General features: G+C 34.5%; 8 protein-coding genes. All 8 read left to right on the top strand.

Translation table 11 applies throughout. From position 1 onward, the window contains the following. On the top strand, positions 1–230 hold a 230-nt coding region (locus AC000W_RS03125; protein WP_474745945.1), incomplete at its 5' end, for a TrmH family RNA methyltransferase. A gap of 21 nt (positions 231–251) precedes the next feature. Continuing rightward, positions 252–1484, top strand: a complete 1233-nt coding sequence (locus AC000W_RS03120) for a M48 family metallopeptidase (RefSeq protein WP_474745943.1) — start codon at positions 252–254, stop codon at positions 1482–1484. Between the two features lie 45 nt (positions 1485–1529). Beyond that, a complete protein-coding gene (locus tag AC000W_RS03115) occupies positions 1530–3734 on the top strand; it encodes a RelA/SpoT family protein (RefSeq protein ID WP_474746235.1) in 2205 nt (734 codons plus the stop codon). Positions 3735–3773: 39 nt separating this feature from the next. Beyond that, positions 3774–4229, top strand: a complete 456-nt coding sequence (locus tag AC000W_RS03110) for a Fur family transcriptional regulator (RefSeq protein WP_474745942.1) — start codon at positions 3774–3776, stop codon at positions 4227–4229. A 13-nt stretch (positions 4230–4242) separates the two neighbouring features. Continuing rightward, positions 4243–5514: an adenylosuccinate synthase gene (locus AC000W_RS03105; protein ID WP_474745940.1), complete on the top strand. Its 1272-nt coding sequence runs from the start codon at positions 4243–4245 to the stop codon at positions 5512–5514. Between the two features lie 108 nt (positions 5515–5622). After that, complete coding sequence (gene ppk2 / locus AC000W_RS03100) at positions 5623–6471, top strand: polyphosphate kinase 2 (RefSeq protein ID WP_474745938.1); 849 nt, start codon at positions 5623–5625, stop codon at positions 6469–6471. Positions 6472–6482: 11 nt separating this feature from the next. Then, on the top strand, positions 6483–7256 hold the full coding sequence (gene ppk2, locus AC000W_RS03095) for a polyphosphate kinase 2 (RefSeq protein WP_474745936.1): 774 nt from the start codon (positions 6483–6485) through the stop codon (positions 7254–7256). 22 nt (positions 7257–7278) lie between these two features. Continuing rightward, positions 7279–7680, top strand: coding sequence for a DUF3052 domain-containing protein (locus tag AC000W_RS03090; protein WP_474745934.1), 402 nt, complete (start codon positions 7279–7281; stop codon positions 7678–7680). Positions 7681–7701: the final 21 nt, after the last annotated feature.

The following is a 7701-nucleotide window of genomic DNA, read 5'->3' as shown; positions in this document are numbered from 1 at the left end:
TTGCTATGTATTGCGCTGCATTGACCGCATCCAAAAATTATTTAGAAGTAGATTACACTAAGGCCTCTGCCCTAGTTGTTGGCACTGAATCTACTGGATTAACAGGAACTTGGCTGCAGAATTCAACCCAAAACATTATTATCCCTATGGAAGGGGAAATAGATTCCATGAATGTTTCCGTCTCCGCTGCAATACTTATCTTTGAAGCTAAAAGACAAAGAAAAGTTTAACCATTCTTTTCAATTCTATTTATGGAAAAAAGCTCCCTATTCTACATCATCATTGCAATTTTAATCATTCAGTTTTTACTAGAAACTTTTTTGGATTTCTTAAATTATAAAAGATACGACGAACCTATTCCCAAAGAATTAGAAGACGTATATGACAAGGATGAATATCTAAAATCGCAAGAATACAAAAAGACGAATTATAGATATGGACTTATAACTTCTCTTTTCTCATTAATATTGACCCTTTCATTTCTAATTTTTGGGGGATTTGAATGGGTAGATACCATAGTAAGGGAAAACACTTCACAACCTATCCTTATGGCACTTCTCTTTTTTGGCATTATTATGATTGGAAGTGATATTATTACTACACCTTTTTCCTACTATCAAACCTTTGTGATCGAGGAAAAATTTGGGTTCAACAAAACTACCAAAAAACTGTTTTTTTTAGATAAAATAAAAGGGTGGCTAATGACGGCTGTTTTAGGTGGTGGAGTTCTTGCACTCATTATTTGGTTTTTTCAAACAACAGGCACAAATTTTTGGCTGTATGCATGGGGAATTATAGCTTTCTTTTCAATTTTTATGAATTTGTTTTATAGCAAGCTTATTGTACCGCTTTTTAACAAACAGACTCCATTGGATGAAGGAAGTTTAAAAAGCAGCATTGAAGCTTATGCGCAAAAAGTAGGTTTTGAACTCAAGAATATTTTTGTGATAGATGGCTCTAAAAGATCTACCAAAGCCAATGCCTATTTTTCAGGATTTGGAAGAGAAAAGAGAGTTACTTTGTACGATACTTTAATAAACGATTTGGAGGAAGAAGAAATAGTTGCCGTATTGGCTCATGAGGTGGGTCATTATAAACGCAGGCATATTATTTTTAATCTTACAGCTTCCATTGTTACTATGGGAATAACACTTTTTGTATTGTCCTTATTTGTTAACAATCCGGAAGTTTCCATGGCGATTGGTGTTTCGCAACCCAGTTTCTATGCCGCATTGGTTGGCTTTGGAATTTTGTATTCACCCATATCGGAAGTTACAGGATTATTAATGAATTATATTTCTAGAAAATTTGAGTATCAGGCAGATGATTATGCAAAAAACACCTTTGCCGCACAACCATTGATTACTTCCCTAAAAAAACTTTCCAAGAATAGTTTAAGTAATCTTACTCCCCATCCTGCATATGTTTTTATGCATTATTCCCATCCTCCCCTAATTGCTAGAATCAAAAACCTAAAGGCATAGTTTTTGTTGCCCACTAATTAAGATTGTGGTAATTTTAATATTATGATGACAGAGGCGGATATAGAAAAAGAAAATAAAGAGATTGCCAAGCAATACAAGGAATTGCTACGCCTTAGTTATCAGTCACTTTCCAATGACGATAAAAAGCTAATACGCAATGCTTTTGATGTTGCTGTTGATGCTCATAAAGACCAGAGAAGAAAATCAGGCGAAGCTTATATTTTTCATCCTATAGCAGTTGCCAAAATTGTGGCCTCAGAAATTGGGTTAGATGCTGTTTCCATTGCCTCTGCACTATTGCACGATGTTGTAGAAGATACCGCTTATACTTTAGATGATATGGAGCGTATGTTTGGAGAAACCGTTGCTCGTATTGTAGACGGACTTACCAAAATTGCGCATCTAAAAAAGGATATGAATATATCCCAACAGGCAGAGAATTTTAGGAAAATGCTACTTACCCTTAATGATGATGTAAGGGTAATTATTATTAAGATAGCGGACAGATACCATAATATGCTCACATTGGATGCCATGCCAGAGCACAAACAAGTTAAAATGGCATCTGAAACCTTGTACATTTATGCACCATTGGCCCATAGAATTGGTCTATACAATATAAAGACCGAGTTAGAGGATTTAAGTTTAAAGTATACAGAACCAGATGTTTACAATGATATCTATGAAAAAATAGAAGATACCAAAGAGGAAAATGAAAAGTATATAGAAAACTTTTCCAATATTATTAGAGATTCTTTGGATAAGGAAGGTCTCAATTATTCTATAAAAGGTCGAATGAAATCAATTTTTTCCATTAGGAAGAAAATGAAAGCCCAAAATGTACCTTTTGAAGAAATCTATGACAAGTTTGCCATTAGGGTAATCTATAAATCGGACCAAAGAAATGAGAAGTTTTTGGCATGGAAAATATATTCTGTAGTAACGGATCATTTTACACCTAACCCTGTGCGTCTAAGAGACTGGATATCATCGCCAAAATCAACTGGGTATGAAGCCTTGCATATCACCGTTATGGGCCCAAAAAAAAGATGGGTAGAAGTACAGGTACGTAGTGAGCGTATGCACGAAATTGCTGAAAAAGGATATGCTGCGCACTTTAAATACAAACATGGTGAGCAGAAAGAAAAGGGTATAGAAGTTTGGTTGAACCGTTTACAAGAAGCCTTGGAGAATTCCAATTCCAATGCCGTAGATTTTGTAGAAGAGTTTAAGTTAAATCTTTACTCCAAAGAAATTTTTGTATTTACCCCTAATGGAGAATTAAAATCCTTACCAAAAGGTGCCACGCCACTGGATTTTGCTTTTAACATACACACAGAGATAGGGATGCATACGCGTGGTGCAAAAGTAAATGGTAAGTTAATGCCACTCAATACACCTCTAAATAGTGGAGACCAAGTAGAAATAATTACTTCAGAAAGTTCCAAACCAAACCAAAGCTGGTTGGACTATGCCACTACTGCAAGGGCTCGTGCAAAAATAAAATCATCTCTACGTGAAGAGAAAAAAGACGTTGCTGTTGAAGGTAAGGAGATTTTAAGACGGAAGCTAAAATCACAAAAAATTACCATAAGTGAAGATGTTATCAATAAAATGGTCATCTATTTTAAACTTAAGACAAGTTTGGATTTATTTTTTCGTGTTGGAAATGGTTCCATAGACAATCAACAGATTAAGGATTTTACCTCATCCTACAGCAATGCCTTTATAAGCTTCTTTAAGAACAAAATAAAAAGGTCACCCGTACCAGATGATATTAATAAAGAAGTAATAACCTCTAAATACGATATTCTTGTTTTTGGCAAAGAAGAAGAAAAACTAGAATACAAGCTTTCCCAGTGCTGCAGTCCAATTCCTGGAGATGATGTTTTTGGTTTTATTAGTGTAAATGAGGGCATAAAAGTGCATAAAAAGAATTGTCCAAATGCTATTGCTCTTCAATCTAACTATGCATACCGAATAATAAGTGCAAAGTGGATAGACTCTTCTCAAGAAGAATTTACCGCAGATATTACCCTTACTGGGATAGATAACCTTGGATTGGTGAATGAAATAACCCAGATAATATCGGACAATATGCATGTTAACATGCGTAATCTTAACTTTAGTACAAATGGTGGAACTTTCAAAGGAAAAATTACCGTTGTTGTAAAAAACAATACAATTCTTAAAAAATTGACCGACAACTTAAAACGTGTCAGTGGTATTGACAAAGTCACTCGAGTTTAAATTTAAACTATTACATTTGCAGAATTAGTAATTGTGAAAATGGCAGCCAATAAAGATCAAGAAATTGTAAAAAATGTGTTCACAGCTTTTCTGGAAGATAACGGTCACAGAAAAACACCTGAACGCTACGCCATACTTCAAGAAATATACAACAGTGATGAACATTTTGATATAGAATCTCTCTATATTAATATGAAGAATAAAAATTATAGGGTAAGCCGTGCCACTCTATATAATACCATTGAGCTTTTAATGGAATGCAAGTTGGTAAGAAAACATCAATTTGGAAAGAATCAGGCGCAATATGAAAAATCCTATTTTGACAGACAGCATGATCATGTAATCCTAACTGATACTGGTGAAGTTATGGAGTTTTGCGATCCAAGGATTCAATCAATAAAAAAAACAATAGAAGAGGTTTTTGATATAAAAATCAGTAACCATTCACTTTACTTTTACGGTATAAGAAACAAAGAAGAGAATACAAACAACTAACCAATAATTACGAATGGCGGTAGACTTACTACTAGGATTACAATGGGGAGACGAGGGAAAAGGAAAAATCGTTGATGTACTAACCAAAGACTATGATATAATTGCAAGATTTCAAGGAGGTCCCAATGCAGGGCATACCTTGGAGTTTGATGGTATAAAACATGTTTTACATACAATTCCATCTGGTATTTTTCATGAAAATGCTATGAATATTGTTGGAAATGGTGTGGTCATAGATCCTGTGATTTTCAAAAAAGAATTGGACAATCTTAAGAAGTTCAATATTGATATAAAATCCAAATTGCTTATTTCTAGAAAAGCGCATTTAATCTTACCAACACACAGGTTGTTAGATGCAGCTTCCGAAGCTTCTAAAGGAAAAGCCAAAATTGGGTCAACACTTAAAGGTATTGGACCAACCTATATGGACAAAACCGGTAGAAACGGAATGAGAATAGGCGACTTGGAATTAGATGATTGGAAAGAAAAGTATCGAAATCTAGCCAATAAGCATGAAGCCATGATTGGGTTTTATGATGTTGATATTCAGTATGATTTAGAAGATTTGGAAAGTGAGTTTTTTGCTGCCGTAAAAGAACTTAAAAACCTTACTTTTATTGATAGTGAAGAATATCTTTTTAAAGCTCAAAAAGAAGGTAAAAAAATACTAGCAGAAGGCGCCCAAGGCTCTTTATTGGATATTGATTTTGGAACTTATCCATTTGTAACTTCATCTAACACAACAGCTGCTGGTGCATGCACTGGACTTGGTGTGGCACCCAATAAAATTGGGGAGGTAAAAGGTATATTTAAAGCTTACACTACCAGAGTAGGTAGTGGTCCTTTCCCAACAGAGCTTTTTGATGAAGATGGTGAAACCATGGGGCGTGTTGGCAATGAATTTGGCGCAACTACTGGTAGACCTAGACGTTGTGGATGGTTAGATTTAGTAGCCCTAAAATATGCCGTACAGATTAATGGGGTAACAGAATTAATGATGATGAAAGGTGATGTGTTAAGCGGCTTTAAAAAATTAAAGATTTGTACTGCCTATAATTATAAAGGAAATACCATTGAGCATTTACCATATAATATAGAACCAGAAAATGTAGCACCTATATATACAGAAATGGAAGGGTGGAAAAAAGATTTGACCCAATTAACCAAAGCAGAAGAATTACCGCCTGCTTTGAATGCATATATAGATTTCTTGGAGAAAGAACTGGAAGTGCCCATAAAGATTGTTTCAGTGGGACCAGATAGAACTCAAACAATACATAGATAAACAATGAGACTGCTTTATAGCAGTCTTTTTTATTTTTAAGGGTTATTAATGTGATAATTCTTAACATCTTATTTTATATTAGAGGTCAATTCCCAATAAGCAAAAAATATGAAGTATACCGCTGAACACTTATTGAGTGCAAAAACAAGAAAAGACTTAATACAAATTGCCACTGACAATAATATAAATATTGATAAATATTTAAGGAATGCCAAATACGAGATTGAGTTGATAAAACTGCAATCAGAATTGGTGAACCTTCAACAATGGATTGCCCGTGAAAAAATGCGTGTGGTCGTTATTTTTGAAGGCAGAGATGCAGCTGGCAAAGGTGGTGCAATCAAAAGATATAAAGAACATCTAAATCCTCGTTCCTCAAGAGTTGTGGCATTAACAAAACCGACTGAGGTAGAACGTGGCCAATGGTATTTTAGACGCTATATAAAGGAACTTCCCAATCCTGGAGAAATTGTTTTCTTTGATAGAAGTTGGTACAATAGAGCGGTGGTAGAACCAGTTATGGGATTTTGCAGTAAAAAGGAATACAAGCAATTTATGGTCCAGGTTCCTGAGTACGAGCATTTACTTTATGAGGACAATGTAAAAGTTTTTAAGTTTTGGTTTTCCATATCAAAAGAGGAGCAAAAAAAGAGATTCAAAGCTCGTTTACAGAACCCTTTAAAAAGATGGAAATTTAGCCCAGTAGATGAAAAGGGGCAAGAGCTTTGGGACAGTTACACACACTACAAAGAACAAATGTTCAGTAAAACGCACACCAACTTCAGCCCGTGGGTAATTGTAAAGGCAAACGATAAGAAAGAAGCAAGGTTAGAGAGTATCCGTTATATTCTATCACAATTTGAATATGATGGAAAAGGGGATTCAAAAATCCAACTTTTACCAGACCCAAATGTTGTTACAAAATACCACAGAAGTGCCGTACAGATAGATATTTAAAAAGAATAGTTATGATTCAAAAAAAGTTAACAGAGGAAGATGTGGAACATCTTAATTCCAAAATTGGACAAAAGGCTCTTTTTAGAAACAAAAGAATAAACATTAATAAGGCTTTAGCAGAAACCAAATACGAAACACAGTTAAAAGAACTTCAAACTGAGCTCATTAAACTACAAAGCTGGGTCATTGAGAACAATAAAAAAGTTGTTATTCTTTTTGAAGGTAGGGATGCAGCAGGAAAAGGTGGGGCAATTAGAAGAATTACCGAATATATAAATCCTAGACATATTAAAATAGTTGCTCTAGATGTCCCCACAGATGATGAGAGAAGTCAATGGTTTTTTCAACGCTATATAAATCATTTGCCAAAACCGGGGGAAATAGTATTTTTTGACAGAAGTTGGTACAACAGAGCGGTAGTAGAACCGGTAAATGGTTTCTGTACACAACATGAATATGAAATTTTTATGTCACAAGTAAACGATTTTGAAAAAATGTTGATTCAATCGGATACTTATTTAATCAAGTTTTATTTTTCCATTACCAAAGAAGAACAGGCAAATAGATTTGCAGAAATTAAAAAGAATCCGTTAAAGCAATGGAAAATAACTCCTGTTGATCAAAGGGCCCAAGAACTATGGGATGATTATACCAAATATAAAGAAGCCATGTTTGATACCACAAATACAGAAGTGGCCCCTTGGATTATCATAAATGCCAACCAAAAGATAAGTGCCAGATTAGAAGCCATTTCACATGTATTAAAGGCTATCCCCTTTAAGTAAGTAAAGGTTAATAAGTTATACAATGTCCGTAACACCTCTGGATAAAAAGCTCGGGATAAAAGAAAACTCAGAAATTCTGGTTTTAAACACTCCAAAGAAGTACACGGATTTTTTCAACTCATTTCCAAGTAATGTCATCATAAATGAAACCTTCAAAAATAAAAAGGTAGAGTTCATTCATATTTTTGCAACTACAAAGGAAGAACTTACACATTTCTTTTTCTTGGGAAAAAACGTTTTAAAAAATAATGGGATTCTTTGGATTAGCTGGCCAAAAAAAACTTCTAATATAGAAACAGAATTGGACAAGTTTATCATTATGAAGTATGGGCTAGACAATGGATTGGTGGATACCAAAGTAGCCGCTATTGATGAAAATTGGAGCGGACACAAATTTGTTTACAGGCTAAAAGATAGAAACTAACTACTCTTGAATACTTATTTT

It is taken from the genome of Saonia sp. (assembly GCF_056326165.1).
This window is presented reverse-complemented; position numbering and strand designations above follow the sequence as displayed.

Excerpts from the sequence above, each read along its gene's own strand:
- AC000W_RS03120 (WP_474745943.1), top strand. The coding sequence starts at position 252 with ATGGAAAAAAGCTCCCTATTCTACATCATCATTGCAATTTTAATCATT.
- AC000W_RS03115 (WP_474746235.1), top strand. The coding sequence starts at position 1,530 with ATGACAGAGGCGGATATAGAAAAAGAAAATAAAGAGATTGCCAAGCAA.
- AC000W_RS03110 (WP_474745942.1), top strand. The coding sequence starts at position 3,774 with ATGGCAGCCAATAAAGATCAAGAAATTGTAAAAAATGTGTTCACAGCT.
- AC000W_RS03105 (WP_474745940.1), top strand. The coding sequence starts at position 4,243 with ATGGCGGTAGACTTACTACTAGGATTACAATGGGGAGACGAGGGAAAA.
- ppk2 (WP_474745938.1), top strand. The coding sequence starts at position 5,623 with ATGAAGTATACCGCTGAACACTTATTGAGTGCAAAAACAAGAAAAGAC.
- ppk2 (WP_474745936.1), top strand. The coding sequence starts at position 6,483 with ATGATTCAAAAAAAGTTAACAGAGGAAGATGTGGAACATCTTAATTCC.
- AC000W_RS03090 (WP_474745934.1), top strand. The coding sequence starts at position 7,279 with ATGTCCGTAACACCTCTGGATAAAAAGCTCGGGATAAAAGAAAACTCA.